This is a genomic window from Rhodobacter sp. 4.3.4 (assembly GCF_058724655.1).
Window position 1 is genome coordinate 1,422,235 of sequence record NZ_CM178967.1, and the last position, 25,688, is coordinate 1,447,922.

At 66.6% G+C, this 25,688-nt stretch carries 26 protein-coding genes; 24 read left to right on the top strand and 2 right to left on the bottom strand.

What is annotated here, in order from left to right:
• Nucleotides 1-74: 74 nt before the first annotated feature.
• From AC4PTB_RS06875 to AC4PTB_RS06990, 24 genes are all read left to right on the top strand, one after another.
• On the top strand, nucleotides 75-1,556 hold the full coding sequence (locus tag AC4PTB_RS06875; RefSeq protein ID WP_492190605.1) for a PBECR2 nuclease fold domain-containing protein: 1,482 nt from the start codon (nucleotides 75-77) through the stop codon (nucleotides 1,554-1,556).
• 92 nt (nucleotides 1,557-1,648) lie between these two features.
• Nucleotides 1,649-2,203, top strand: coding sequence for a phage virion morphogenesis protein (locus AC4PTB_RS06880; protein ID WP_492190606.1), 555 nt, complete (start codon nucleotides 1,649-1,651; stop codon nucleotides 2,201-2,203).
• Nucleotides 2,204-2,470: 267 nt separating this feature from the next.
• Nucleotides 2,471-3,586 (top strand): hypothetical protein, encoded by a 1,116-nt coding sequence (locus AC4PTB_RS06885; protein ID WP_492190607.1) that lies wholly within the window; start codon nucleotides 2,471-2,473, stop codon nucleotides 3,584-3,586.
• 12 nt (nucleotides 3,587-3,598) lie between these two features.
• Complete coding sequence (locus AC4PTB_RS06890; RefSeq protein ID WP_492190608.1) at nucleotides 3,599-3,943, top strand: hypothetical protein; 345 nt, start codon at nucleotides 3,599-3,601, stop codon at nucleotides 3,941-3,943.
• Between the two features lie 10 nt (nucleotides 3,944-3,953).
• Complete coding sequence (locus tag AC4PTB_RS06895; protein WP_492190609.1) at nucleotides 3,954-4,910, top strand: major capsid protein; 957 nt, start codon at nucleotides 3,954-3,956, stop codon at nucleotides 4,908-4,910.
• Between the two features lie 64 nt (nucleotides 4,911-4,974).
• Entirely contained in the window at nucleotides 4,975-5,430 is a 456-nt protein-coding gene (locus AC4PTB_RS06900; RefSeq protein ID WP_492190610.1) for a hypothetical protein, read from the top strand.
• 69 nt (nucleotides 5,431-5,499) lie between these two features.
• A complete protein-coding gene (locus AC4PTB_RS06905; RefSeq protein ID WP_492190611.1) occupies nucleotides 5,500-5,802 on the top strand; it encodes a Gp49 family protein in 303 nt (100 codons plus the stop codon).
• Nucleotides 5,802-6,227, top strand: a complete 426-nt coding sequence (locus AC4PTB_RS06910; RefSeq protein ID WP_492190612.1) for a gp436 family protein — start codon at nucleotides 5,802-5,804, stop codon at nucleotides 6,225-6,227. Before AC4PTB_RS06905 ends, AC4PTB_RS06910 begins: the two co-directional genes overlap by 1 nt.
• On the top strand, nucleotides 6,227-6,658 hold the full coding sequence (locus AC4PTB_RS06915; protein ID WP_492190613.1) for a phage tail terminator protein: 432 nt from the start codon (nucleotides 6,227-6,229) through the stop codon (nucleotides 6,656-6,658). Before AC4PTB_RS06910 ends, AC4PTB_RS06915 begins: the two co-directional genes overlap by 1 nt.
• A gap of 2 nt (nucleotides 6,659-6,660) precedes the next feature.
• The gene (locus AC4PTB_RS06920; RefSeq protein WP_492190614.1) at nucleotides 6,661-6,861 is read left to right on the top strand and encodes a hypothetical protein; all 201 of its coding nucleotides are present in this window, start codon (nucleotides 6,661-6,663) and stop codon (nucleotides 6,859-6,861) included.
• A gap of 2 nt (nucleotides 6,862-6,863) precedes the next feature.
• Complete coding sequence (locus tag AC4PTB_RS06925; RefSeq protein WP_492190615.1) at nucleotides 6,864-7,790, top strand: phage tail tube protein; 927 nt, start codon at nucleotides 6,864-6,866, stop codon at nucleotides 7,788-7,790.
• A 10-nt stretch (nucleotides 7,791-7,800) separates the two neighbouring features.
• A complete protein-coding gene (locus AC4PTB_RS06930; RefSeq protein ID WP_492190616.1) occupies nucleotides 7,801-8,178 on the top strand; it encodes a hypothetical protein in 378 nt (125 codons plus the stop codon).
• A gap of 62 nt (nucleotides 8,179-8,240) precedes the next feature.
• Nucleotides 8,241-8,528: a DUF1799 domain-containing protein gene (locus AC4PTB_RS06935; protein WP_492190617.1), complete on the top strand. Its 288-nt coding sequence runs from the start codon at nucleotides 8,241-8,243 to the stop codon at nucleotides 8,526-8,528.
• A 73-nt stretch (nucleotides 8,529-8,601) separates the two neighbouring features.
• The gene (locus AC4PTB_RS06940) at nucleotides 8,602-11,619 is read left to right on the top strand and encodes a phage tail tip lysozyme (protein ID WP_492192300.1); all 3,018 of its coding nucleotides are present in this window, start codon (nucleotides 8,602-8,604) and stop codon (nucleotides 11,617-11,619) included.
• A complete protein-coding gene (locus AC4PTB_RS06945; protein WP_492190619.1) occupies nucleotides 11,616-12,038 on the top strand; it encodes a hypothetical protein in 423 nt (140 codons plus the stop codon). Before AC4PTB_RS06940 ends, AC4PTB_RS06945 begins: the two co-directional genes overlap by 4 nt.
• On the top strand, nucleotides 12,035-12,562 hold the full coding sequence (locus tag AC4PTB_RS06950; protein WP_492192301.1) for a hypothetical protein: 528 nt from the start codon (nucleotides 12,035-12,037) through the stop codon (nucleotides 12,560-12,562). The genes AC4PTB_RS06945 and AC4PTB_RS06950 overlap by 4 nt, the downstream gene beginning before the upstream one ends.
• A gap of 2 nt (nucleotides 12,563-12,564) precedes the next feature.
• Entirely contained in the window at nucleotides 12,565-13,005 is a 441-nt protein-coding gene (locus tag AC4PTB_RS06955) for an NlpC/P60 family protein (protein WP_492192302.1), read from the top strand.
• Nucleotides 13,002-16,340: a TipJ family phage tail tip protein gene (gene gpJ, locus AC4PTB_RS06960; protein ID WP_492192303.1), complete on the top strand. Its 3,339-nt coding sequence runs from the start codon at nucleotides 13,002-13,004 to the stop codon at nucleotides 16,338-16,340. Before AC4PTB_RS06955 ends, gpJ begins: the two co-directional genes overlap by 4 nt.
• The gene (locus AC4PTB_RS06965; protein WP_492190623.1) at nucleotides 16,340-17,359 is read left to right on the top strand and encodes a pyocin knob domain-containing protein; all 1,020 of its coding nucleotides are present in this window, start codon (nucleotides 16,340-16,342) and stop codon (nucleotides 17,357-17,359) included. The genes gpJ and AC4PTB_RS06965 overlap by 1 nt, the downstream gene beginning before the upstream one ends.
• 2 nt (nucleotides 17,360-17,361) lie before the next feature.
• Complete coding sequence (locus AC4PTB_RS06970; protein WP_492190624.1) at nucleotides 17,362-17,775, top strand: DUF4376 domain-containing protein; 414 nt, start codon at nucleotides 17,362-17,364, stop codon at nucleotides 17,773-17,775.
• Between the two features lie 9 nt (nucleotides 17,776-17,784).
• Nucleotides 17,785-19,851, top strand: a complete 2,067-nt coding sequence (locus AC4PTB_RS06975) for a hypothetical protein (RefSeq protein WP_492190625.1) — start codon at nucleotides 17,785-17,787, stop codon at nucleotides 19,849-19,851.
• A 204-nt stretch (nucleotides 19,852-20,055) separates the two neighbouring features.
• The gene (locus AC4PTB_RS06980) at nucleotides 20,056-22,248 is read left to right on the top strand and encodes a methyl-accepting chemotaxis protein (RefSeq protein WP_492192304.1); all 2,193 of its coding nucleotides are present in this window, start codon (nucleotides 20,056-20,058) and stop codon (nucleotides 22,246-22,248) included.
• A gap of 153 nt (nucleotides 22,249-22,401) precedes the next feature.
• A complete protein-coding gene (locus AC4PTB_RS06985; RefSeq protein ID WP_492192305.1) occupies nucleotides 22,402-23,196 on the top strand; it encodes a threonine/serine exporter family protein in 795 nt (264 codons plus the stop codon).
• A gap of 2 nt (nucleotides 23,197-23,198) precedes the next feature.
• Nucleotides 23,199-23,666 (top strand): threonine/serine exporter family protein, encoded by a 468-nt coding sequence (locus tag AC4PTB_RS06990; RefSeq protein WP_492192306.1) that lies wholly within the window; start codon nucleotides 23,199-23,201, stop codon nucleotides 23,664-23,666.
• Nucleotides 23,667-23,678: 12 nt separating this feature from the next.
• On the opposite strand, the gene AC4PTB_RS06995 is transcribed toward AC4PTB_RS06990, so the two are convergent.
• Nucleotides 23,679-24,443 carry a hypothetical protein gene (locus AC4PTB_RS06995; protein ID WP_492192307.1) on the bottom strand — a complete coding sequence of 255 codons (765 nt, stop codon included), beginning with the start codon at nucleotides 24,441-24,443 and terminating at the stop codon, nucleotides 23,679-23,681.
• 332 nt (nucleotides 24,444-24,775) lie between these two features.
• Nucleotides 24,776-25,672, bottom strand: a complete 897-nt coding sequence (locus AC4PTB_RS07000; protein WP_492192308.1) for a bifunctional 5,10-methylenetetrahydrofolate dehydrogenase/5,10-methenyltetrahydrofolate cyclohydrolase — start codon at nucleotides 25,670-25,672, stop codon at nucleotides 24,776-24,778.
• Nucleotides 25,673-25,688 lie beyond the last annotated feature (16 nt).

The following is a 25,688-nucleotide window of genomic DNA, read 5'->3' on the forward strand; positions in this document are numbered from 1 at the left end:
CTGAGCCGGGCGGGCCGGTCGAGCGGATCACCGATCAGGCCATCGCTGCTGCCGAGCGCCATTTCACCAAGCGCGTGACCGCCGTGCGCAAGGCGATCGAGACGGCCGAGGATTTCGACGCAGCCGCCAGGGCCGTGCTGGAGATCGGCGCGACCTGGACGCCCGATGCGCTGACCGCGCTCTTTTCCCAGGCGATGCAGCTGGCCGCGTTGGAGGGGCGCGAGGCGGTCTTCGCGGATTGGGAGGACGTCAGCTTTGCCGAGGTCGATCTGACCCGTCAGGAGTTCCGCGAACAGATCGATTTCCTGACGCAAAAGCGGGGCAAGCCGACCGCCGCCTGGACGGATGCGATGCACGGCGATCACGACCGCGCCTTTGTCGTGGCCGGGGTCACCGACATGGCGATGCTGGAAGAGTTCCAGCAGGCGATCATCGAGGGCGCGCGCACTTACGACATCAAGGCCTTCGCGGCCGAGTTCGACCGTCTCGTCGAGAAATACGGCTGGTCCTACAACGGCGGGCGCGAATGGCGTATCCGCACCATTTTCGAGACGAACATCCGCACGAGCTACATGGCCGGTCGGCTTCGGCAGATGCGAGATCCGGATGTGGTCAAGGTGCGGCCCTATTGGCAATACCGCCACGGCGAAACCCGGGTGCCGCTGAACCCGCGGCCGGAGCACACCTCCTGGCACGACCTGGTGCTGTTCTGGAACGATCCGTGGTGGGATACGCATTTCCCTCCGAACGATTGGGTCTGCAGCTGCGGGGTGCGGACGCTCTCGCGCGGCGATTTGCGGCGCATGGGCAAGGACGGCCCGGACAAGGCACCTGAGACTTCGATGGTCAAGCACATCGACAGGGCCACTGGTGCGGTGATCGAGCTTCCCGAGGGGATCGGCTACGGCTGGGATTACATGCCGGGCGATCTGTGGGAGCGCGGCCTTGTGCCGTCGGCGCTCCTCAATGACGGGGGTGCGATCTTGACCGGCGATTTGAAAGGGCATCATGTCGTGTCGATCGACAGAGCGGAGCCGATGGCGGATCTGATTGCGGCATCGGTACCATTCACGGCAGAGCGCATGCCTGAAGGTCTTCCCGAGCCGGATTATCTGAGGGCATTCCTTGAGCCATTTGGTGCCGACATCGGGAAAGCTGCGCTTTGGGAAGACCAATCAGGAGCGAAGATCGTCATTTCCGAGCAGGTCTTCCTTGAACACTCTGGAGCGTCGAAGCTGATGAAACGCGGCCGCGGTGAATATGCGGCGCTCTTGGCCGAAGCGATCATGAACCCGGATGAAATCTGGATGGGCGTGCGCGCGGTGCCAGTTGACGCGGTCTCCGGGTACTTCCCAGCTTATGAGGAGCTGATGGTCACGCGGCGCTACATCAAAGTCGATCAGAAGACTTCGCTGCAAGTGCTGTTTGAGGTCGGGCGCAAGGCGTGGGGAGCAGTCACCGGTTACGCATCCTTCAACCGTGCCAAGCCGGACTACAGCCACATCGACAAGCAAAGGGTCGGAAAGCTGCTCTGGAAACGAAAACGGCCCGGGTGATCGGGCCGCAGCACCGAAGCGGCTAGAAGGGCAGTCACCGCCGCACCGCTTCGACCCCTGAAGTATAGCCGAAACCAAGGGAGATTTCAACGATGACGGGCATCAGCATCTCGGTTGAGCTGCAGGAGGCCACCGCGCGCCAGGCGCTGCGGGATCTGCTGGCGCGGATGGAAAACCCCCGCGGGTTCTACAAGGGCGTGGGCGAACTCCTGCTGGCCTCGACCAGCCGACGGTTTGAGGCCGAAACAGGTCCTGATGGCAAGCCGTGGGCGCCCCTCAAGCCCTCTACAATTCGGGCTCGGACCAAGAACAAGCAGCTGCCGCTCAAGATCCTGCGCTCCAATTCGAAGGGTAAGGCGGGATCATCTCTCGCCGGGTCGATCAACTACATCGCGACGGATGATGAGGCGCGCGTCGGATCCCCGGTGATCTACGCCGCAATCCACCAGCTGGGCGGCACGATCAAGAAGCAGGCGGGCAGCCGCTACATGTTCGGGCGGCGCTTTGCCAAGCGCGACAAGGAGGGTGGCGCGGACGTGGCGATCAAGGCGCACACGATCACCATTCCGGCCCGGCCTTATATCGGGATCTCGGCGGCGGATCAGGAGGGGATCCTGGAGCAGGCGCAGGACTGGCTTGAGGGCTGAGGTGGCCGCGACGCGGATTGCGCCGCTGATGGCTCAGGTCGTTGCGCGGCCCCGGATGCCCGTCAGAAGCCATCCCCCCCCGTTAGCCCCCCGTTAGGATTGCTCTGCGCGCCAATCCGAAGCGACCCGGGCGAAGACCATTGCGTGAGCGGCACCGCCGCGCCTATGATCGGATCGAAACGCCGCCAAGCGCCACCCCCGGACTTGTGTCCGGGGGTTTTGCATTTGGGCCTGTGCGAAGGGTTGTCCGTCACCAAGGACGGACCCATGACCGAGACCAGCACCGCCCCCCTCACCGCGCGCATCGAGGTTTTTCGCCCCGGCACCTTCACGCCGATGCAGGGCGAGCCGATCACCTATTCCGCGGGCGATCTGCGGGCGATCGCCGACGCCTATGACCCCGAAACCGCCCCCGCGCCGATTGTCGTCGGGCATCCGGACACCGACGCCCCGGCCTATGGCTGGATCAAGTCGTTCCATTACGACGCCGGGACCGAGCGCCTGATGGCGGATCTGGACCAGATCGAGCCGCAGTTTGCGGATCTCGTGAAGGGCGGGCGGTTCCGCAAAGTTTCGATGGCGTTCTTTTCGCCCGGTCAGCCGCACAACCCGGTGCCCGGCACCTGGTACCCCAAGCATGTCGGTTTCCTCGGCGCCGCGGCCCCGGCGGTTCCCGGGCTGCGCAATGCGAGCTTTGCCGGTGCCGCCGATACGGTCTTCACCGCAGCCTTCGGCGAGCGGGGCTTCGAAGAAACCGCCTCGATCCTGCGCACCGTTCGCGACTTCCTCATCGAGAAGTTCGGTCTCGAAGACGCTGACAAGGCGCTGCCCGCCTATCGGATCGAATGGCTGAGCGAGATGGAAATCCACCCCAAGCCCGAACCGATGTTCTCGGGCGATCAACCCAACCCCAAGAAGGAGCCCGCTGTGACCCAGCCCGACCCGGCCTTCGCCGCGCGCGAAGCCGACATCGCCGCGCGCGAGGCGGCGCTTGCCGCCCGCGAAGCCGCCGCCCGTCACGATGAAAACGTCGCCTTTGCCGAGGGGCTGATCACCGATGGCCGGCTCTTGCCCGCGGTCAAGGATCAGACCGTCGCCGTCCTCGATGCGCTGCCCCTGGGCGCGACCGTCGCCTTTGCCGAGGGCGGCGCGAAGGTCGATCTGGCCAAGGCGCTGCGCGACATCCTGTCGGCCCAGCCGAAGGTGGTTACCTTCGGCGAGACCGATCTGGGCAAAGACCCCGCCACCACCGTGCCCGTCCAGTTCGCGGCCGATGGCAAGGCCGTCGATGCCGAAGGGCTCGCCCGCCATGAAAAAGCGCTGGCCTATATGCGCGCCCACCCCGGCACGGAATACCTGGCCGCTGTTTCCGCCGTGTCCTGACAGGAGGTCAACATGATCCGCTCCTACCACAGCATCCTGACGCTCACCGCCTCGGTGACGGCCCTCTGTTCCGCCGGTGATCTGATCGGTTACGACGATGCGCCGATCACCGTTGCCAACACGCCGGTCAAAGGCGTTGCGCAATATCCGGCCACCGAAATTGGCATGCCGATTGGCGTGACGTCCCTCGGCGTTGAAACCGTCTTGGCGAAAGCGACCATCGCGAAGGGCGATCCGCTCTGTTCCGCGGCCGGTGGTGGTGTCCGCAAGGCTGTCGTCGGCACCGACACCGCCATCTTCGCCAACGCTCTGACGGCTGCGGCCGCGGGCGAGCTTGTCCAAATCATGATCCGCTGAGGAGATTACCATGGCCCCGCCCGTCAACGTTCGTACTGCCGCAGTCGTCGATCCGATCCTTTCGACCTATGCGCGCGGCTATCGCAATTCCGAGTTCATCTCGCACCTGCTGTTTCCCAGGGTGACGATCCCCAACCGTTCGATGCGCGTCCTGAAGTTCGGCAAGGAAGCCTTCCGGATGCTGAACACCCGCCGGGCCCCGGGCGCCGACAAGAAGCGCGTGCAATACGGCTATGCCTCGGATCCGGTCGCGCTGGTGCAGGACGCGCTCGAAGGCGTGGTGCCGGTCGAACATCAGCAGGAAGCCGAAGCCATCCCGGGTGTCGATCTGGGCTCTGGCGCCGTCAACATGGTGCTCAACGTCATCGATCTGGGTCACGAATACGCCGCCGCTCAGCTGGCGCGCACCGCGGCCAATTACGACGCGAACCACAAGCTGGCACTGACCGGCACCGCGCGCTGGACGTCGGATCTGTCGAATCCGAAAGCGGATATCGATGCCGCGAAGGAAGCGATTCGGCGCTCGATCGGGCGCTATCCGAACACGATCACCCTGGGCCCGACGGCGGCAAACGCGGCGAAGAAGCATCCCAAGGTCAAGGAACAGTTCAAGTACACCTCCAAGGACAGCGTCACCCTGGACATGCTGGCGAGCTATTTCGAAGTGAAGCGCGTCCTGCTCGGCGCGGCGGTCTGGCTGCCCGAGAATGCGACCGACGACACGATGGCCAGCGATGTCTGGGGCGATGACGCGATCCTCGCCTATGTCCCGGAGACCGGCGACAACTTCCAGGTGCCCGCCTACGGCTACACCTACGAGCTGATGGGCTACCCGCAGGTCAAGCGGCCCTACTACGAAGAGAGTTGCGAGAGCTGGATCTATCCGACCACGGTCGAACGGCGGCCCTATCTGGTCGGTGCCGAAGGCGGTTTCCTGCTGCAGAACGCTGGCGCGCCCGCGGCCTGATCGGCGGTCGGTTTCAGGAGCGGGCGGTGCGCCGCCCGCTTTCTCGAACCGACAGGAGCCGTTGATGAAAGACGAAGTCGAAGTGGTGCTGGCCGGCCCCGCGAAGATCCGCGATGCGGTGAAGCGTCCCGGTGACAAGGTCCGCGTGACCGATGCCGAGCGCGAGCAACTGCGCGCGGCCGGTGTGCTGGCAGAGGATAAAGCCGCGCTGATCGAAAATGCTGACGTTGCGGCAGACCTGAATGCCTTGGTCGTCGATTGGCAGGCGCGTGCGCTCTCGGCCGAGGCGCAGCTGAAGGTGCTCGAAGCGCGGGTGATCGAGCTTCAGGGCGGGCCGCTGCCGGTGGCTGAAGACCAGAATGACCCCCCGCTGAGCGGCACCGAAGACAGCCTCGATCCCGTCCAAGCGGGCGACCAGGCCGAGGTGCAACACGCCGATGATGGCGCGGTGCCGGTCGAAGAAGATCCCGAAGCCGCCAAGAGCACGCCGAAAGCGGGCCGCAGCAAGGCGAAGGGCTGAGGGGCCCTCGCCCGCGCCGGGGGCGGTCACGCATCGCCCCCGGCAACTCAAGTGCGTCAGGAGTAAGTCATGGACGAAGACGTTCTCGAAAAAAAGCTGCAGCAAAAAGGCTGCGACGCCCCGCGGCTGTCGCCGTCCGACATCGATGCTGCCATCGACCAGGTGGACTACCATCAGTTCCCGGGAACCACTCTCACCGTTGCCTGCATTCAGCTGCGCAATGGGTATTGCGTGACCGGAGAAAGCGCTGCGGCGGCGCCCGAGAACTTCGACGCTGAGATCGGCCGCCAGATTGCCTTTCACAATGCCCGCGAGAAAATCTGGGCTCTGGAAGGCTATCGGCTCAAGCAGCAGATGTTTGAGGCGCGCTGATGTCCTACGCCACGCTCGATGACCTGATCGACCGCGCGGGCGAGGCCGAGCTGCGCCAGATCGCCGATCGCGACCGCGACGGTGTGATCGACGCCGATATCGTCGCGTCCGCGCTGGCCACCGCCGATGCCGCGATCGACGGCTATGTCGGTGCGAAATACGCCCTGCCGCTGCCCTCGGTGCCGTCGATCGTGCGCGGCTGGGCCGTCAGCATCGCCCGCTACACGCTGCATCGCAATGGTGCCCCCGATCATGTTGGCCAAGACTACAAGGATGCGATCCTCGCCCTGAAGGATGTCTCGCGCGGGCTGATCACCCTGCCGGTCGCTACGGGCGAGACCCCGGCCACCGTGTCGGGCGGCACCGTCATGGCGGCGCATCCCGAAAAGGTCTTCACGCCCTCCCGTCTGGCAGGGTGGCGCTGATGCTTTCCGACATCCTGAGCCATCTAACCGCCCAACTCAGCGATCCCCGCTGGGCCGGTGTCGATGTCGCCGAGGATATCGATGCGCTGGCCGACCGTGCCGGTCAGGTCGAAAGCGGCACTGCGATCATCATGCCGTGGACTGAGACCGCGCGCCCGCAGGCCCTGATGGGGGGCGGCTTCCGGCAAAAGGTCGATGTGCAATTCGTCGTCGGCACGGTGGTCCGCCTTTACGACGACATGATGGGCGCCGAGCGCGCGATGGCCTTCGACGCCTATCGCTCCGACATCGAAGCCGCACTGGCGGGCGTCGTGATCCCCGGCTTCTTCGAGCCTTGCGAGCTGGTCGGCGGCGAGACGAGCCCGATCAGCACGGGCGTCAGCATTTACGCACAGACCTGGGCCACCGCCCGTTTCCTGACAGGAGCATGACCATGATGCAGCCCACCGCAGGCGGCAGCTATCTGCGCGACCCCGAGACCGGCGCGCTGAGCCGCAATACGGATACCGAGGCCCTTGAGGCCGACGCGACGCCCCCGTCGGCGGCGGAAGAGGTGCCGGGCGACCTCTCGACTGAAACCGTCGCCGACACGAACACCGCCGCCACCGCGGCCCCGACCCGGAAAGGACGCTGATCATGGCATCCCGCCGTTGGCCGACGCTGGCCATGCTTCACAAGATCGAAACGAACCAGGGCGTCGATGCGACCCCCGCGGCCGCGAATGCGCTGATCGCGACGAACATCACCTTCACGCCGCTGGAGGCGACCGAGGTTTCGCGCGATCTGATGCTGCCTTACATGGGCAATCAGGGTGCGATCCTGACGGCGATGTATGGCAAGCTCGACTTCGAGATCGAGATCGCCGGGGCCGGTGCTGCGGGCACCGTGCCGAAATACGGCTCGATCCTGCGGGTCTGCGGGCTGGCCGAGGCAATCACCGCCGCCACCAAGGTCGAGTACACCATCGTTGAAGCCGCCCAGGAGAGCGGGACGCTCTATTTCAACAGCGATGGTGTCCAGCACATTTTCGTCGGCGGCCGCGCCAACGTCTCGATGAACTTCGTCCCGAAACAAATCCCGAAGTTCAAGTTCAGCTTTATGGGCATGCTTGGGGCCGTCGCCGATGTCGCCCTTCCTGCCGTGACCATGACCGGCTGGACGACGCCGGTGCCGGTCTCGAAGGCGAACGACACCTTCTCGCTGCATGGCTACACCGGCGGTGCCGAGAGCCTGTCGCTTGACCTGGGCAACACCGTCACGCCCAGGTTCCTGATCGGCGAGGAGGAGATGAAGATCACTGATCGCAAGGCGACCGGTACCGCAGTTGTTGTGGCCGATACGATCGCGACCAAGGACTGGTTCAGCATCGCGAAGACCTCGACCCGCGCCGCGATGTCGATCGTCCACGGCAAGACCGCTGGCAACATCGTCGAGATCACCGCGCCCGGCGTCGAAATCGGCAAGCCCTCGCAGGGCCAGACCGACAATGTCGCGAACTACAGCCTGCCGCTGCGTCTGTGCCCGGTCTTGGGCCGCGACGAAATGAAGATCATCGTGCGCTGAGGAGGCCGCCATGCCGAAATTCGTGATGACCGACAAGCACCTCTACTGGTGGCCGGTGACCGTGCGCGTGCCTGATCCGGACAATGCGGGCACGTTCGTCGAGCAGAGCTTCGAGATGCAGTTCGAGGCGCAACCGCGCGAAGTCCTGCTGGCGTGTCAGGAACGGCATGCCGCCGCGACGACGGATCGCGAGCGCATCGAGGCCGACAAGGACCAGATGCGGATGTGCTGCCGCTCCTGGCGGGGCATCGTCGATGAGCGCGGCGCCGATGTGCCGTTCTCGACCGAGCGTCTCGACGCGCTGGTCGGGCTGTCGTGGGGGCGTGCGGCGATCATGACCGCGCTGGCCGAGGCGAACTTCGGCCAGGAGGCGAAACGGGGAAACTGACGGCCGTCGCGCGCGCCTGGATCTGCGCGCGGCTGGGCCGGGTCGATCCGAGTCGTCCTGTCGTGGCGACCCCCGACCTTGCGGCGCAGTTTGCTGCGATGGGGGCCAAGATCGAGGCCCCCGTCACCGAGGATGTGATCGAGATCTGGCAGTGCCACGCGCGGACGGTCGCGGCCTTTTTCGACATCCAGACCCAGTGGCAGGTGACCGAGGTGCATGGCGCGCTGTGGTTGGGCCTCGACTACGCCGGTGTCGATGTCGCGCTGCGGCGGGGTGGATACGACGACGTGGATTTTGCGGATCTGCAGCTGATGGAGCGGGCTGCGATCGACGCTTTCGTGGGAAGATGAGATGAGCGGGCCTTTCGTCTATGAGCTGATCTTTCGCGGCAACGCGACGAGCGCGACGGCGGCCGCCAAGGAAGTGCTGGCCGCGACCGATGCGCTGGCCGCCGAGACGCAAGGTGCGGCCGCCGTGACGGGGCAGGATACGGCCGCGACAGCGCAAAACGCGACTGCCAAGCGTGAGGCCGCGCGGGCGTCGCGCGAGGCCGCCGCCGCGGCCGAGGCGGAGGCCCGGGCGCGCGAAGCCCTGCGCAAGGCGACCACGTCGATCGGCGGCTTCTCCGCCACGTTGCCCACGCCGGTTCCGACCCCGGCCCCGGTGCCTGCGCCCCCGATCATGCCGCCGGTCGTTCCGCCCGTTCCGAGCCAGGTTCCGGCGGCTGGATCAGGTGCAGCCGCGGCTTATTCGGCGAACCTGATGGCCCAGTGGAACGACATCGCGATGATGGCGATGGCCGGCCAGAACCCGATGATGCTGATGATGCAGCAGGGCACGCAGGTCACGCAAACCTTCACCGGGTTGCGCGCCTCCGGCCTGAGCGTCGGGACAGCGCTGCGGGCCTCCTTCATGGGGATGCTGAACCCGATGAACCTGGCCACTTTGGCCGTTATCGGCTTCGGCACGGCAGCCGTGCAATGGTTCATGCAGTCTGGCGAGCAAGCCAAATCGCTCGATGAGGCGCTCGGCGATCTGGAGAAATCGACTTCTGCCGTCGATCGCGCGCTGAAAGAGGCGCGAAAGGGAACCTCCGAGCTCAGCGGTGATTTCGGAAGCGAGGCGAAGGCGGCCCGGGAGCTGAACCTGGCATTGCTGGGGCTTGCGCAGATGCAAGCCGCCCAGGACGTCAAGAAGTCGATCATGGCGGTTTCCGAAGCGCTAGCGGGGATGCAATCGTGGCTTAACTTCGGGGTCATCGACAGCCGCACGCTGGAAAAGCAGTTCAACCTGACTGCGATGAGCGCTGCGGAGGTTGGCGCAGCAATCCAGAAATACCAGTTCGCAGAGACGAACGAGGACCGTATCGCCGCGGCGCAAGGTATCGCGGAAGCGCTGGAGCGTGCCCAATATGGCTCTGAAGGGGCGACCGATGCCGCTATCCTGTTCGGGCAGGAGGTCGGCAAGACCGCATTGCTCGCGCAAATCCTCAAAGGCCAGACGGAAGAGCGGGCGGCTCTGGAAAAAGAGCTGGCGAAGACTGACATTGGGGCGCCGTACAAGAGCGGTGTTGAAAGGGGCAAAGAACTCCTGGGCATCCTGACCGATCTTCGGAACGTGATGAAGGAGACGCGCGGTCCCTACGATCTGGCCGAAGATCTCGAAATGACGCAGAGGATCGCCAAGGCCACTGCGGAATATGGTGCCGACAGCCTAGAGGTGAAGCGCCTGCAGATCGAGGCGGAGCGTCAGGATTTCGAACGGCAACTTCGGGATATGACGCAGTTGACCGAGGCCCACAAGCAAGAGCTGCGCGATCTGTGGGAAACGAGCAAGGGATTGTCCAGCGCCGATCCCTTCGGCCTCGTGGCGGCGGGTCGTGATCTCTATCGCTCCCAAGCGCAGACGGTGGGTCAGCTGCAGCTTGAGCTGAGTCTTGTCGGGCAAAGCGAGGCCGTGCGGCGCCGGGTCCTTGCGATTTATCAGGCCGAGATGGACATCCGCACCGCGGGGATCGATCGCGAGAGCGACCGCGCACGGCAGATCATGCAGCAAGCCGAACTGTCGGCCGATCTGCAGGCGCAGCTCGATCGCGTCAGCGATGCCTGGGACACGGTGCAGAAGGCTGGCGAAAACGCGATCGACGGGATCTTCGATGCGCTGAAGGAAGGTGACCTCGGCGGGGCTTTCGAGAACCTGGCGTCCGAAATCGGCGCGATGTTCGAAGAACTGGCGATCACTAACCCGATCAAGAATGCCATCTTTGGCAGCGACTATGCCACCATGCTCGATGTCGGCGGTCTGTCAGGCATCTGGGACCGGATGACCGGCAAGGCGGGGCCTATCGACGGTTCGAAGCTGGCCGCTACGGCTGCGGCGCAGACCGTCGCCAGCATGAACGTGACCGCAGCCACGGTGATCCTCGGCGGGGCTGGCGCTGCGCACCTGGCGGCGATGTCCAGCTCCAATTTTGCTGGCGCGGGCGGGCTGCAGGGCTCGGACGATGTGCAAAAGCAGGTCTGGAGCTTCTTCGCCGGTAAGGGTCTCCAGCCGCATCAGGTGGCGGCGATCATGGGCAATATCGCGGGCGAAAGTGGTTTTGACCCGCGTGCCCCCGGAGACGTCAAGAATGGCGTGGCGACCAGCTACGGGCTGTTCCAGCACCATGGCCCGCGCGCAGATGGTCTGATGGCATCCCTTGGCGGGCGTCAGAACCTGGGCAATGTTCAGGGGCAGCTTGATTACGTCTGGAAGGAACTGAACACCACCCATTCCGGTGCACTGGCCGCCTTGAAGGCGGCGCCGGATGTGTCGAGCGCAACCAATGCCTGGATGCGTCAGTTCGAGCGCCCCTCCGATGAGGCGATGCAAAAGAGCTGGGCAATCCGGCTGGGCGCCGCCGAACAGGCAATGGCGAAATTCGGCACCACGACGACACTTGCGACCGGCCAGCTGGGGACCATGGGCGGAGGGTTCGACAAGTTCGGCCAGGCGCTTGGCAGCGCCGTGCAGGGCGGCGGCGGGGGTGGTTTCTGGTCCACCCTGTTTTCCGGGATCATGAGCGGTCTCGGAATTCCCGGCTTTGCGGGCGGCGGCAACCACGCTGGCGGGCTGCGCATCGTCGGAGAGAACGGCCCCGAGCTCGAATATACCGGGCCGAGCACGATCGTTCCTGCCGACCTGACGCGGCGCATCCTCGGTGCCGGGGCACCGGCCAATCATGCTGTGGCGCCGATCATCCAGATGCAGCCCGTGCTGGTCAACAACAGTTCCACGGCCCTTAAAATGGAGGTGCAGGAGGTGACCGACAGTCGCGGTCAGCGGCAGCAGAAATATGTGCTCTCCGACGCCGTGGCGGCGGGCATCGCGGCGCCGGGGGGCAAGGCGCGGCGCACCATGCGCCAGGTCTACGCGGTCACTGAGGCGGGGCGGCTGCGATGAGCTATCCCGTCTGGCCCACGACGCTGCCCCGGCCCGAACGATCAGGCTATCAGCTGCAACCGCAGGATGCCCGGCGCAAGCGCGGCTTTGAGAGCGGTCCGCCCGGCTATCGGCGGCGGTTTTCAGCGGTGGCGAAGATGGTCTCGCTGTCGGTGGTCCTGAATTCGTATCAGCGCGAGATCTTCGACACGTTTTACGAGGTCAGCTGCGCCGAGGGCGCGGTGCTGTTCTGGCTACCCGATCCGACCCGGGACGGCTGGCCTGTGCTGGGCGCCACCGGGGCGCCATTGCTTGGCGCGGGCGGTGTGCCGCTCGTGGCCTCGGCGCGCTGGCTCTGCGCATGGGGCGATGCGCCGCCGATCGAGACCCTGCAGGGCATCGAGTTCCGCAAGCAGTTTCAAGTGGTGGTGATGCCATGAGCCGTCGTGTTTCCCTCAATGCCCGTCAGGCGCAGATCGATCCGGTTTCGGCCGAGATCGAGGTGGTGCTGATCGAGATCACCCACCCGGATCTCGACGCACCGATCCGGCTGTCGACCGACAACACCGAGCGGCTGAGCGAGGAACCGCTGCTCTACGGCACCCGCTCCACCTGGCGCGGGGCTGACCCCGCCACCGATCCCTATCTCTGGATCGTCGCCTCGGCGGTGCTGCCCGACGATGCCGAGGACGCCCCGGCGCAGGCGCAGATCGTGCTGGATAATCTCGACGCGCGGATGGTGGAGCTGCTGCGCTCGTTCGTGGGCCAACCGGTGGTGGCGTTGGCGGTGGTGGAGGCCTCCACGCCGGATGTCGTGGAGGCCGAGTGGCAGGATCTGCGGCTGACCAATGCCGACGGCACCTCGGCCGAGATCACGCTGTCGCTCTCGCGTGATGAGATCGAGCTGGAACCGTTCCCGAGCGGACGGATGACGAGACAGCGTTTCCCTGGGCTGTGGAGGTGAGGATGAGCTGGTCGAACCGCTACGTAGGCATTCCGAACCTCGATCATGGCCGCTCGGCCGATGGCGCGGACTGCTGGGGGCTGGCCTGCGTGATCTACCGCGAGGAGCTGGGCATCACGCTGCCCGACTATCTGGGCTATGGCTCGATCGAGGAGCATGGCGAGATTGCCGCGCTGATCGAGGGCGCCAAAACGTCGCCGCTCTGGGTGCCGGTGACCGGCCCGGCGCTCGCCTTTGATCTGGCGGTCTTCCGGCGCGGCCGCCTGTCCACCCACCTTGGCATCGTGATCCGCCACGGGCTGATGATCCACATAGGCCAGACCCATGCCGTGCTGGAGGACTATCGCCGCGGCCCCTGGGCGCACCGTTTCACCGGTCATTGGCGGCATCATTCAAGGGTCGTTGAAATGCCCGTGCAGATCATTTCGGAGGCCGCGCGATGAGTGATCTGCGCCCGATCAACGCAACAATCCATGTGCTGGCTGCCCCGCAGTTCGACCCAGGCCGCGGGCGGATCACGCTCGATGTGCCGCATGGCCTGACCGTGGCCGAGATCGTCGCCCGGGCGCTGCCCGCGGCCACAGAGGCCGATCTGGGGCGCACCCGCGTTGCGCTGGTGACCGATGCTGGCAGCCAGATCGTGCCGCGCGATCTATGGCATCTGGCCCGGCCGCGCCCCGGGGTGCGCGTGGTGATCCGGATCACGCCCGGCAAGGGGGCGCTGCGCTCGATCCTGTCGATCGTCGTCTCGATCGCGGCCGTGGCGCTGACGGGCTGGCTATTCCCGTCTCTGGCGGTCGGCTCGTTCGGCTGGTCGCTCGCGGTCGCGGGTCTGACGATCATCGGGCAACTGCTGGTCAATGCTTTGATCCCGCCGGTCAAACCTGACACCGAGCGCAAGAACGTCTATGCGATCAACGGCTGGAAGAACCGCTACGAGCCGGGCGGCGCGGTGCCGGTGGTGCTGGGCACGATGCGCTATGCCCCGCCGATGGCCATCACCCCCCACACAGAAATCGTCGGCGATGCGCAGTATGTGCGTGCCGCATTTCTCATCGGCGAAGGAGAGGTGGCGATCGACGACATGCGGCTGGGCGAAACCTCGCTCTCCGAATATGACGAGGTCGAGACCGAGATCCGCTACGGGGTGGCGGGCGAATTGCCGCTGAGCATCACGCCCCGCCAGGTGGTCGAGGAATCGATTGGCGTCGAGCTGACCCGCCCGCTGCCGCGCAACGACGCGGGCGAGGTGATCAGCGGTCAGGCGTCGATCGAGACGCCAGTGGTGCGCACCACCGGACCAGACGCCGCCAGCGCCGCGATCATCCTGGCCTGGGAGGGCGGGCTCTATCGGCTCGATGACAACGGGCGCCGACAATCGACCACCATCTCGGTGCGCATCGAACAGCGTCTGGTCGAGGCCGAGACATGGCAGACGGTCGAGACGCTGACCATCACGGCGGCCAAGGCCGAGACTTTTTTTCGCCAGCATGGCTGGAGCTTCCCGACGCGCGGCCGCTGGCAGGTGCGGCTGACAATGCTGAGCGACGAGAGCACCGACACCCGGGTCATACAGCGCACGTCGTGGGCCGCGCTGCAGACAATCCGACCCGAATATCCGCTGGCCTACCCCCGGCCGCTGGCGCTGGTGGCTCTGCGAATCAAGGCCACGCATCAGCTCAATGGCACGGTGGACAATTTCAACTGCCTGGTGAGCCGGATCAGCCGCGACTGGGATGCTGCCACGGGCACCTGGGTACGTCGCAGCTCGGAAAACCCGGCCGCGGCGCTCATCGAGGTGCTGTCGCATCCCTCCAATCCGAAAGCCGTCGCGGATGCGGGTCTCGATCTCGACCTGCTGGCCGACTGGGCCGCGTGGTGCTCGGCCGAGGGACTGACCTATAACGCTGTCCTTGAGGATCAGGGCACCACGCTGCGCGACGTGCTGACCGAGATTGCGGCGGCGGGCCGGGCGACGCCGCGCCATGACGGGGTGCGCTGGGGCGTCGTCATTGACCGGCCGCTGGTCAACACGCTGATCGTCGATCACATCAACCCGCGCAATTCGTGGGGGTTTAAGTGGTCGCGCGCCTACATCGATCCGCCCCACGCCTTCACGGTGAAATTCCGCGACGCGGGCAACGATTACAAGGAGACCGAGCGCGTCGTCCGCTGGCCCGGCTACGAGGGCGAGATCACCCTGACCGAGCAGCTGAGCCTGCCCGGCAAAGTGCATCCCGATGAGGTTTGGCGCGAGGCGCGGCGCCGCCAGTTGGAGACGATCCACCGCCCCGACACTTACGAGGTCACCCAGGACGGCGCCGTGCGCACCGCCACCCGCGGCGATGCCGTCGCGCTCAGCCATGATGTGCTGAGCCGCGTGCAGGTCGCGGCCCGGGTCAAGGCGGTCAAGGGCGTGTTGATCGAGATAGATGACATGGTCGAGATGGTGGCGGGCGAGACCTATGCGGTGCGATTTCGGGTGTTCGAAAGGGCCAACGATACGATTGGCGTCTCTGTCGTGCGCAGCGTCAGGAATGCGGGGGGCGGAACGCAGATCCTGACGCTGACCGGGGTCGGGCCGATTCCGCTGGTGGGCGATCTGGTTCATTTCGGACCCGCGGCGGTCGAGAGCTACACCCAGATCGTGACTCGGATCGAGGCGACCGAGGACATGTGCGCGATCGTGCGCACCGTCGATGCGGCACCGCAGATCGACACCATCCTGGCCGCCACCGAGATCCCGGCCTGGTCGCCACGGGTCGGTGCCGAGATCGACGAAAACCTCTTGCAGCCCTCGGCGCCGCGGTTCGCGGGTCTGACATCTGGCACCGCCGCCACCGGTCTTGCCAATCGGATCTCCGTCGCGCTGGAGCCGGGGTCTGGCCTGGTGACCACGGCGGCCTATGTGCTCGACCATCGTCTCGCCTCGGGCACCGCCTGGACCTCACAGACCATCCCGGCCGCCAATGCGGGGGGCACGATCGACAGTTATTCCGTCGGTCAGGTGGTGCAGCTGCGCGCCAGGAGCCGCAGTGCGACCGGGGTGCTGGGCCCCTATTCGGCGACGGTGACGATCACCGTGGGCATGGCCAATGCCGGGCTGCCGCAGGCACTGCCTGCGGCGGGCATCTCGGTGACCGCGCTCTTGGGCGGCGCGCTGGTCCAGTTCGCCACCGGCGCCGACGCCAACACGACGCGGGTGCAGGTCTATCGCTCGACCTCGGCCACGCTTGACCGCGAGACCGATGCCGTGGGTGCCCCGATCCCGGTCAGCACCGGGCAAAGCTATTCGACGACACTGGGCGACGCCACGCGCACCAACCTGATCGCAGGCGGGACGATGGATGGCGGAGCCTGGACCTTGGGCACCGGCTGGACGATCACCGGCGGCAAGGCCCATCACGCTGCCGGGGGAGCCGGGGCGCTCTCGCAGCCGCTGGCGACGACGGCGGGCAAAATCTACCGCGTCGGGCTGACCGTCTCCGGTCGCACCGGCGGCACGGTGCAGCCCTGCCTCAGCGGTGGCTCGGATCGCCCCGGCACGGTGATCGCGGCCAATGGCCTCGCCCGCGACCGCATCCAGGCGGTCACCGGCAATGCCACCATCGAGCTGCGCGCGAGCGCAGATTTCGCGGGGGCGGTGGATGATGTCGTGGCCTATCTCGAAACCGGTGCCTGCCTGAGCGCGGGCACCCATCACGTCTGGCTCGAGCCGCAAAACGCCAATGGCGCGCCCGGCCCGCTGTCCGGCCCCTACACGCTGGAGATCATCTGATGAGCGGCGATCGCACCACCCAACTGCCATTGGTTAATCTGGCCGACGAGGTCATCGTCAACCGCACTGGCACCACGGCCCGGATCCCGGTCAAATCGCTGGCCACGCAATTCACTCAGGAGGCCTCGGTCTCGCCCACGATCGCTTCGATCGCCACCCTTGGCACGGCGGCGGGTCGGATGCTCTATTCGACAGCGCCGGATACCTGGGCCGAAGCGGTGATCACCGCTGCAGGCCGGGCGCTGCTGGATGATGCAGACGCAGCGGCGCAGCGCGCGACGCTGGGCCTCGGCGCAGTCACCGCCACCGGCGAGGTGGTTGCGGATCTGGACACGATCACCGCCTCGGGCTGGTCCAGATTTGCGCCCGAGGCCGCAAACGCGCCCATCGCGGACAATGCGGGCTATGTGCTGACCATCACCTCCGGCAGTGTCGGCGTGCAGATGGCCTGGGGGCATCTGGGTAGCGCGGCCGATACATTTGCATGGATACGCTGGAGGGGGTCGAGCGGTTGGAGGCCGTGGGTGCGGCTTTACGGGTCGCAAAGCGAGATTCTGGGGCTGGTAGGGGCGGGGCAGAGCGGCACCGTCGCAACCACATCGGGGTCTGTTATTGACTTTGTCAGCATTCCCGCGGGCGTCAATCGTGTCACGCTCTCCATGCAACGGGTGTCGTTGAGCGGATCGTCATACCCCAAGATCCAACTCGGGGCCGGGGCGGTCCAAAGTGTCGGCTATGATACGATCTCCGGGCTGCCCGGATACTACTCGAACGGTGCGGACGCATTCATCATCCGCGCAGGAAACGCGGCCATAGCGCTCACCGGAGCGATCACGTTCAACCATCTCGGCGGCAACATTTGGGTTGGGAGTGGCGTGATGCAGACGAACGAGCCTGGCACGCAGATTGTGGCCGGGAAGGTCGCCCTGACCGGAACGCTTGACCGGATCAGGCTCCGGTCTGCGAACGGGACTGACACGTTCGATGAGGGGTCCATCAACATCTCCTGGGAGCGATAACCATGCGGCTGCGCGAGATTAATGTTCAGAGCGGCGCGGAAACCGAGCGGGACGCCGTCGCCTCTGAAATCACGACACACCCCATGACGGTGGCGGAGATGCTCAGTCAGCTCAAATCGGCGCGCGACGCGGCCATTGCCCGCGGCATCGAGGTCAACGGCTTGCGCGTGCAGACCGACGATCTGAGCCAGAGCCGCCTCACCGCCGCGGCGCTGGCCGCCCAGCTCGACCCGGGGGCAACCGTGCGCTGGAAGCTCGCGGGCGGGGAATTTGTTGATCTGGCCGCGGCGCAGATCATCGCCCTCGCGCTGGCGGTGCGCACCCATGTGCAGGCCTGTTTCGACCGCGAGGCCGAACTGAAATCCCTGATTGAGGCGGCTGAAGACCCCGGCTCGATCAATTTCACAACCTTCTGAGGAGCCGACATGTCAGTTTTGGAATTCATCGTGCAGTCAACGGGAAAATCGCGCGAAGTGACCGACGCGACACCACTGCCCGTCTCCCCCGGCAACGTGAAGTCGAAGTTCCGGGAGGCGTTCGAGGATTTTGATTCCGTCGCCGTCTGGGCGCAAACGCTGTCCGCGGGGGATATCGTGGCGGTCGACGGGAACACGGTCGCGTCGAGCTATCTTGTCATCTCGAAAGACCCGCTCTCAGCGGGCGTCACGACTGTCGAAACACTCGCCTCCTTCCAGATGCCCTATGAGCTTGCAGTCGGCCTTTCGATGTCGCAACGCACGCTTGGGCAGGAATTTGCCCTTGAAATGGTCTCGACCGATGCGCCGCTCGCCGCGCCGGCGGATCTGGCGATTGCCTCGATCCAGCAAGCCACAACGACGCTCACCGTCACCACGGAGACCGCGCACGGGCTCAAGCCCGGCATGCGCATCGGCATCCGCGACGTGGCGCAGAACAGTGCGCTGAACTATCCCGCTCTCGTTGTCGCCACGGCGCCGAGCGAGACGCAGTTCACAGCGACTGCCGGTCCGGGGGGGAACATCCCGAGCGTGACTTCCGGGCCGTTCGCATCGGGCTTCGTTTTCTTCCGTTCTGCGCTCGGCTACGCGACCGACGGCGCCTCGGTCATCTTCGAAAACGCCTCGGCCACCAACGGCTCCTTCTATGTCCGGTCGCAATCCGGGGACGTTCTCCCCAGCGGCGCCTTGGCGGGGAACCATTCGACGACGCTCGGCAGCACCGCATCGGTGCAGGCGATCAACGCGGCTCTGGCCTACGCTTTCCAGCCGACCACGGAATTCCGGCTTTCGGCGTTCGTGGATGGACTGCAATGGACTGACGGCGCGATCGATGCGGTGACCGGGCTCAGCCACCGGCTGCGTCGGTCTCAGGTGGTTCCAGACCACAACAAGAGCTACAAGCTTCGCCTGCGCGCGACGAACAATCCGAGTCGGACCCAGCCGGTGGCGCAGATCGTCTCGGCGACCAAAACCGGCACGACCACCGCCACCGTGGTCACCGATGTGCCGCACGGGCTCACGACCGGCGATGTTATCGTGTGCTACGGCAACCGGGATGCCACCAACTTCGCCAACCTCACCGCGGCGACCACCGTTGCTTCGGTGGTCAACGCAACCATGTTCACCGTGGTTTGGGGCTCGGCCGTCACCGCGACCGGCTATGGCGGCTATGTCGCGCGCGTGAACGGGGGCAACCTGATGTCGGCGCTCGGCGCGGTGGCGCAGGTGGCCCAGAGCGTGAGCCGGACCGACAATGTCGTCGCGCTCGTGGGCAGCGCCGCTTGGGCTGGGCTGCTGATCGGCGACTATGTGAACCTGATCGGTTGCCGCAGCGCGGTGGATGGCAGCACCATCGGTATCGACGGAGCGTATCGGGTGCGGGACATCCAAACCACGACGCTCTACCTCGACCCCATCGGTTCCACGCCGACCGGGGCGAACATCGGCTCGGTCAACTGCGGCGGTGGCGTGATCAAGCGCACCGATATGCGCGTGAGCTTCGCGCGCATTCTCGACTTCGACCGCCAACGCGTCGAGTTCATGCCGCGCCCGGCAAACGACCTGACGGCCGCGCTGCCGGTTGCGATTGCGAACACGCCGAGTGTCGCGCTGGCAGCCAGCACTAACTTGGCCGCCGATGTCGGCGTTCAGTTCGTCTCGGGTCGGGGCTCCGCGCTTGCTGTCGCGCGCCTTCTGTCCGCTGCGTCGACGACAAACGCCACCTCGGTCAAGGCCTCTGCTGGCAAGGTCGCTAAGATCGTCGGGTACAACGCCGCTGCCGCGGTGCGCTACCTCAAGCTCTACAACAAGGCGAGCGCCCCCACGGTAGGGACGGATACTCCGGTTGCGACGATTGCGCTGCCCCCGAACGCCGCCTTCGATTTCGACCTGGGCGCTGTCGGCCTGATTTTCGCAACCGGCATCGCCTACGCGCTCACCACCGGATCCGCCGACGCCGATACCGCTGCCCTGACCGCAGGCGACATCCTCGGCCTCAACATCTTCTACGTCTGACAGGAAGCACCATGTCGTTCCAATTCTCTACCGCGGTCCGGAGCGCGGTAGAGATCGCATGTAACGTGGCGGCTGAGTTGCGCTAGAGACGAATGCAGATGACGGATCGGGCGGAGTGACCGCGTAGCGTCAGGACGGACGGGCGGGAAAAAGTTTTCCTGCCAAAGCTGGTTCAGTTTCCTGCCAAAGCTGATCGCGCGCTACATGGAGGATCTGGTCGACCGCGATTTCGCCCGGCTCAGCGATGCGCTGGCCTTGCGGGTCGAGGTGAATGTGCTGCGCGGCGCGGCGCTGGCGATGGTGCCGGGGCTGGATGTCGCCGGTCAGGCGATCGTGCGCGACAGCGTCGCCGCGGGCGAAGCCCGGATGCAGGACAAGATCGTCGCCATCGAGGCTACAGGTCCGCTCGCGCCCCTGCGCGCCGATCTGGCGCTTCTGGCCGGTCTGGCGCGCGATCTGGCGCAGCCCGGCAGCCACGAAAATCCGCAATTGCGCCAGCAGATTCAAAGCCTTGCGACCAAGGTCGATCTGGGTCTTGGCGCCGCTGTCGATGATCTGGCCTTCGCGCTGACGCTGGATGCGATCGAGGCGGGCAAGGCCAATGCGACGACGATCGACACGCTTTTGACCCGCGACGTGGCGCCGATGATCGAGGCGGCGCGGATCGAGGCGCGGGCGCGCGATCTGGTCGCCTCGGCGCTGCGGCTGGCGCTGAGCCGCAGTCTGGAAAGCTATGACCGCGAAAGTGCCGCGCTGGAGGCCGCGCGGGCAGTGGTGGCGGGGCAGATGGCGCAGCTGCCGCCGGATCTGGCGCCCCTGCTGCGCGATCTTCTGGACCGGACCGATCCGGCGAAGGGGTTGGCGCAGGCGCATCTGCGCATGATCAAGGCGCGGGCCGCCGCCGGGACCGCTTTTGACGCCGCCAATGCGGCGATGGATACGATCAGCGCCGGGGCGGCCACGGCGGCGGAAACGGTGCTGGGCCGGATCGACGGCACCAGCGGCGCGGTGCATGACCGCACCTCCGGGGCGATCGGCAGCCTGCTGGCGCTGGCGGGGCTGAGCGCGGTCTTCGGGCTGCTGGCGCCGCTTCTGGCCTGGCTTGGCATCGTGCGGCCGCTGCGGCGGGTGACGCAGGCGACGGCGCGGCTGGCGGCGGGCGATACCGGCGCGGTGGACGGGCTGCGGCCGGGGGCGGGCGAGATCGGCGCGCTGTCCGGGGCGCTGACAGTGTTTCGCGACGCGCTGAACGACCGTGCCCGCCGCGCGCGCGAGGACATGGACCGGGCCGAGGCGGCGGCGGCGGCCGAGCGGGCGGCGCAACAAGCGGCGCTGGCGGCGGCCGAGGCCGAGCGAGAGCGCGACCGGCAGGAGCAGGCCCGGCAGGAGGCCGAGCGGCAGGAGCGGCGGCGGCTGCGCGACGCGGCCGAGGCCGAACGCGCGGCGCAGCTGCAGGAGCAGCAGCTGGTGGTGTCGCGGCTGGCCGAGGCGCTGCGGGCGATCTCGGCGGGCGATCTGACAGCGCGGATCGAGACCGCCTTTCCCGCGGCCTACGAGGGGCTGCGCAGCGATTTCAACCATGCGGTGACGCGGATGGCCGAGCTTCTGAGCGAGATCGTCCGGGCCAGCGGCGCGGTGCAATCGGAGGCGGATCAGCTGGACGCGGCGGCGGGCGAGCTTGGCCGACGCACGGAAACGCAGGCGGCCTCGCTCGAAGAAACCGCCTCGGCGATGAACCAGATGGCGGCCTCGGTCGCGCGGGCGTTGCAGGGCGCGCGCGAGGCGGCGCAGGCGGTGGGCGAGACCCGCGAAACCACCGCCGCCGGGCGCGAGGTGGTGCGCCGCACGCTGCAGGCGATGACCGACATCGCGCAAAGTTCGGACCAGATCTCGCGCATCACCCATGTCATCGACGACATCGCCTTCCAGACCAATCTTCTGGCGCTGAATGCCGGGGTCGAGGCGGCGCGGGCGGGCGAGGCCGGGCGCGGCTTTGCCGTTGTCGCGTCAGAGGTGCGGGGGCTGGCGCAGCGCTCGGCCGAGGCCGCGCAGCAGATCGCCGGGCTGATCGCGACCTCAGTGCAGCAGGTCGGCGCGGGGGTGGAGCTGGCCAGCGGCTCGGATGCGGCCCTGGGCCGGATCGCCGATCTGGTCACCCGGCTCGACGCCCTGCTGGCCGCGATCGAGACCGGCGCGGGCGAGCAATCGGCGGGGATATCGGAGATCACCGCGGCGGTGAACCAGCTCGATCAGGTCACCCAGCACAATGCGGCGATGTTCGAGGAAAACGCCGCCGCGACCCAGGCGCTGCTGGGCGAGGCGCAAAGGCTGCGGGCGCTGACAGGGGTGTTCCGCATCGGGGACGGCGCGGCGCAGCCTTGGCGCCAGGCTGGCTGAAGGGCGCCAGTCCGGCGCTATTTGCGCAAGATTATCAGGATCTTGCCCTTGTCATCCGGGGGCGCGGGCATAGCTGATATGCAGGTCCGTTTCGATGGTTGCCCCGCCTTGTCCGGGCTGCTACGCGGGGCCGGTTGCAAGAAGGGGAACCGCATGGAAAGCCGGGACGATCCGGTGGTCATCCGCCACCGTGAGCTGGAACGTTATGCCAATGCCGCGCTCAAGGCGGGCAGGATCATGATGGAAAGCGGCGCCTCGGTCAGCGTCGTGCACCGCGGCATCACGATGATCGCGCGCGGCTTCGGCGTCGAGACGATCGGGATGCGCTCGGGCTATACCTCGATCGCGATGACCGTGCATGTGGCGGATCAGACGATCACGCGGATGCTGCAGGTCGGGCGGCTGGGGGTGAACCACCGGCTGGATCTGGCGGTGCGCCAGCTTTGTGCGCGCGCCGAAAAGGGCGGCATGAGCGTCGAGGAGGTCGAGGCCGAGCTGGCGCGGCTGGTGCGCGAGACGCCGCGCCATCCGGCCTGGTTTACCGCGGTGGCGGTGGGGCTGGCCTGCGCCTCCTTCGGGCGGCTTCTGGGCGTCGACTGGCTGGCCTTCGGTCCGGTCTGGCTGGCGGGGGCGATCGGGCAATATCTGCGCCATCACCTGCTGCATCGCGGCGTCAACATCTTCATCGTTGCCGGGGCGATCGCCTTCCTGTCGGCGACGCTGGGCGGGCTTGGCGCGATCGCGCTGCAAAGCGCCACGGTGCAGCTGGCGATGATGGCCTCGATCCTGCTTCTGGTGCCGGGCGTGCCCTCGACCAATGCGCAGACCGACATCATGGACGGCTATCCGACGATCGGCAGCGCCCGCGCGGTCTGGGTGCTGATGATCATGCTTTTCGCCGCGACCGGCGTCTGGTTTGCCGAGGAACTTCTGGGGACGAGGGGGTGATCATGTGGGATTTCCTGCCGCATCTGCTGCATCAGGCGCTGTTTGGCGCCACCGCCGCCGCGGGCTTTGGCGTTCTGTTCAACTTCGGCCTGCGGGCGCTGCCCTGGTGCGCCGCGGCCGGGGCGCTGGCGCTGATGGTCCGCACCGGCGGGCTTGATTTTGGCTGGAGTCTCGAGGGCGCGACGTTTGCCGCCGCGATCATCACCTCCTGCGCGGTCTCGGCGCTGCGCGGCCAGCTTGGCCCGGCCTGCAACGCGGTGGCGCTGGCTGGCTGCATCCCGATGGTGCCGGGCGCCTTTTTCGGCGAGGCGCTTTTGGGCTTCTTTGCCCTGACCGCGCCGCATCCGGCCGATGCGGTCGAGATTTTCGTCTCCGCGGCCGAGCATATCATCCGCGTCATCTTCACCCTTGCGGCGATCGGCGCGGGGCTGGCGATCCCGGCGCAGCTGCTGAAAAACCAGGATTTCTGAGCCCGGACGGGCTCAGTTCATTCCTTCGCAGACCAGTCGGCCGGGCGGAGCCGCAAAGACCAGCGTATCGCGCTGCGTCCCGGTGCCGGTTTCGGTCTCCAGCCGCAATCCGGCAAGGGGCAGATTGAGATATCGCCCGCGCAGCGGCACGTCGATCTGCTGCCAGGCGCCGCTTTGACGGCTGCGCACCGGCTGGCCCGGCGGCGGATTTCCGTCGGGCCAGGCAAGGCCGCCCAGCCCTTCTGTCGCCAAGACCTGCCCGCGCCGCAGCTGCCGGGCAAAGGCCTGATACTCCGGCCCGGGGCGGCAGGTCTCGATCCCGCGCAAAAACCCGTCCAGCACCGGCGCGGGGGCGGGCGGATCGGTCGGGCCGGGGGCAAAGCGCACAATCGCCCCCTCGTCCGTGGCCAGAACCAGCCGACCCTCGCGGTCGCGCGCCAAAAAGGCGGCCGGGCGATCCTGAAACCGCGGCGGACATTCCGGGTCGTTGCCGCGTTCCACCACCGCCAGGCCGATGCCGGGAAACAGCAGCTCGTAGCGCTGATAGGCACAGCGCTCTCCCGCGGCGGCGGGGGCGGCGGGGCGGTGGCTGATGGCGCAATCGCCCGCAAAAAGCGTCTCGCCCCCGGCTGCGGTCAGGCTGCAGGGGCCGGTGTAATCGCGCGCGCCGCCCGGCTCTGCCGCCAGCGCCGCCGTGGCAAGGCCCAAGCCGACCAGCGCCGCCAGAGCGGGGCCGGTCCAGCCAAGGACGCCATGAGAAGGGTGAAACCACGTCACTGCAGGATCCTGACCGGCCAGATCGTGGCAGCATCGCGGGCGAAGGTGAAGACGGTGCTAAAAGGACGCCGAATTTCCGGCGCATTTGAGCTTTCGCCTGATCCGGGATTGCGGGCCGGGATTGCGGCGGTGCGCGCGATCCCTTTGGGGCGCGCACCGCCGGGTGAAGGGGGAGCGTGAGGGCACCCTCCCTTCGGGTGTCTTGATTGACCGGAAAATCAAGTCTCGCTAGCGAGCTGTCGCGCACGGGTCTGGGTCAAATGCGACGCTTTTGATATAAAAAGCGTCTTTTATGCGGGGTGACTGTCACATCTCTGTGATGTTTGCCGCGGTCATGCCCGGTCCAGCCAGCCCGCCGCCACCTGTCGGCGATGTGCGGTCAGCGCGTTGCGCATCAGCATCGCCACCGTCACCGGCCCGACGCCGCCCGGAACCGGGGTGATCCAGCCTGCCACCTCGCGCACGGCCTCGGTGTCGACATCGCCCAAAATCCGCACCTTGCCTGCCGCATCGGTGACCTGATTGATCCCGATGTCGATCACCGCCGCACCGGGCTTGATCATCTCCGGCCCGATCAGATGCGCCTTGCCGACGGCCACGATCACCACATCGGCCCGGCGCGCATGCATCGCGACCGAACGCGTCATGTGGTGACACACCGTCACCGTCGCCCCCTCGGCCATCAGCAGGAAGGCGACGGGCTTGCCGACGATTTCCGAATGGCCGATCATCACCACTTCAAGCCCGGGCATCGGCAGCCCGGTCGCCCGCACCATCTCCACCGCCGCCGCCGCGGTGCAGGGCGCCAGCGCAATGTCATTGTAAACGATATTGCCGATCGAGGCGGGGTTCATCCCCTCGACATCCTTCAAGGGATGGATCGCCGATTGCAAGGATCGCACATGGATATGCGCGGGCACCGGGCGTTGCAGGATGATCCCCAGCACCGAAGGGTCGTCGTTCAGCGCCGCGATCTTGCGCTTGCAGGCTTCCTGCGTCGCCTCTGCGGGCCAGACCAGCTGTTCAAAGGGCAGACCGGCGGTTGCGGCGGCGCGGGCCTGATTGCGGACATAGACCTCGATCTCGGGCGAGGGGCCGATCGAGATCGACACCAGCCGCCCGACCGGATGGGTCTGCGCCGCCACCTCCAGCTCGGCGCGGATCTGGGCCAGAAGGCGCTGCTGCACCGCCTTGCCATCGATGATCCGGTGATCGCATCTGTCGGCCATGGCGGGTCTCTCCTTG

Coding starts and splice junctions, on each gene's coding strand:
- AC4PTB_RS06920 (WP_492190614.1), top strand. CDS start 6,661: ATGATGCAGCCCACCGCAGGCGGCAGCTATCTGCGCGACCCCGAGACC.
- AC4PTB_RS06880 (WP_492190606.1), top strand. CDS start 1,649: ATGACGGGCATCAGCATCTCGGTTGAGCTGCAGGAGGCCACCGCGCGC.
- AC4PTB_RS06885 (WP_492190607.1), top strand. CDS start 2,471: ATGACCGAGACCAGCACCGCCCCCCTCACCGCGCGCATCGAGGTTTTT.
- AC4PTB_RS06945 (WP_492190619.1), top strand. CDS start 11,616: ATGAGCTATCCCGTCTGGCCCACGACGCTGCCCCGGCCCGAACGATCA.
- AC4PTB_RS06970 (WP_492190624.1), top strand. CDS start 17,362: ATGCGGCTGCGCGAGATTAATGTTCAGAGCGGCGCGGAAACCGAGCGG.
- AC4PTB_RS06890 (WP_492190608.1), top strand. CDS start 3,599: ATGATCCGCTCCTACCACAGCATCCTGACGCTCACCGCCTCGGTGACG.
- AC4PTB_RS06930 (WP_492190616.1), top strand. CDS start 7,801: ATGCCGAAATTCGTGATGACCGACAAGCACCTCTACTGGTGGCCGGTG.
- AC4PTB_RS06980 (WP_492192304.1), top strand. CDS start 20,056: ATGGAGGATCTGGTCGACCGCGATTTCGCCCGGCTCAGCGATGCGCTG.
- AC4PTB_RS06925 (WP_492190615.1), top strand. CDS start 6,864: ATGGCATCCCGCCGTTGGCCGACGCTGGCCATGCTTCACAAGATCGAA.
- gpJ (WP_492192303.1), top strand. CDS start 13,002: ATGAGTGATCTGCGCCCGATCAACGCAACAATCCATGTGCTGGCTGCC.
- AC4PTB_RS06915 (WP_492190613.1), top strand. CDS start 6,227: ATGCTTTCCGACATCCTGAGCCATCTAACCGCCCAACTCAGCGATCCC.
- AC4PTB_RS07000 (WP_492192308.1), bottom strand. CDS start 25,672: ATGGCCGACAGATGCGATCACCGGATCATCGATGGCAAGGCGGTGCAG.
- AC4PTB_RS06985 (WP_492192305.1), top strand. CDS start 22,402: ATGGAAAGCCGGGACGATCCGGTGGTCATCCGCCACCGTGAGCTGGAA.
- AC4PTB_RS06910 (WP_492190612.1), top strand. CDS start 5,802: ATGTCCTACGCCACGCTCGATGACCTGATCGACCGCGCGGGCGAGGCC.
- AC4PTB_RS06965 (WP_492190623.1), top strand. CDS start 16,340: ATGAGCGGCGATCGCACCACCCAACTGCCATTGGTTAATCTGGCCGAC.
- AC4PTB_RS06990 (WP_492192306.1), top strand. CDS start 23,199: ATGTGGGATTTCCTGCCGCATCTGCTGCATCAGGCGCTGTTTGGCGCC.
- AC4PTB_RS06950 (WP_492192301.1), top strand. CDS start 12,035: ATGAGCCGTCGTGTTTCCCTCAATGCCCGTCAGGCGCAGATCGATCCG.
- AC4PTB_RS06905 (WP_492190611.1), top strand. CDS start 5,500: ATGGACGAAGACGTTCTCGAAAAAAAGCTGCAGCAAAAAGGCTGCGAC.
- AC4PTB_RS06900 (WP_492190610.1), top strand. CDS start 4,975: ATGAAAGACGAAGTCGAAGTGGTGCTGGCCGGCCCCGCGAAGATCCGC.
- AC4PTB_RS06955 (WP_492192302.1), top strand. CDS start 12,565: ATGAGCTGGTCGAACCGCTACGTAGGCATTCCGAACCTCGATCATGGC.
- AC4PTB_RS06895 (WP_492190609.1), top strand. CDS start 3,954: ATGGCCCCGCCCGTCAACGTTCGTACTGCCGCAGTCGTCGATCCGATC.
- AC4PTB_RS06975 (WP_492190625.1), top strand. CDS start 17,785: ATGTCAGTTTTGGAATTCATCGTGCAGTCAACGGGAAAATCGCGCGAA.